The organism is Halomonas sp. ALS9 (genome assembly GCF_001651035.1).
Taxonomy (GTDB): Bacteria; Pseudomonadota; Gammaproteobacteria; order Pseudomonadales; family Halomonadaceae; genus Vreelandella.
The window spans coordinates 1-246 of sequence record NZ_LXRG01000171.1 but is presented as its reverse complement, the minus strand read 5'-3'; the positions used below and the strand labels follow the sequence as shown (position 1 = coordinate 246).

Annotated in this window: 1 protein-coding gene; it reads right to left on the bottom strand. The window is 56.1% G+C overall.

Annotation, left to right across the window (positions count from 1 at the left end):
* Positions 1-246, bottom strand: a 246-nt coding sequence (locus tag A6R74_RS11705; RefSeq protein WP_373557063.1) for a bacteriophage T4 gp5 trimerisation domain-containing protein, incomplete at both ends; no start/stop codon positions are given.

The following is a 246-nucleotide window of genomic DNA, read 5'->3' as shown; positions in this document are numbered from 1 at the left end:
CCGATGGTTTCGGTTTTGTTCTTGCCGACTTTGTTCGACCAGTTTTTACCGATGCGGTCGGTTTCGTTGCCATCCACCGTTTTGCGGCGGTTCTTTTGCACGGTAAAGGTTTCGTTACCGTCGACGGTATGGGTCTCGTTGCCATGCACCGTGTGGACTTCATGGCGATGGACGGTGCGGGTTTCGTCGCGGTCGATGTCGGTAGTGCGGTCGCGAAAGACGTGCAGGGTGCTATCGCGCTTGATG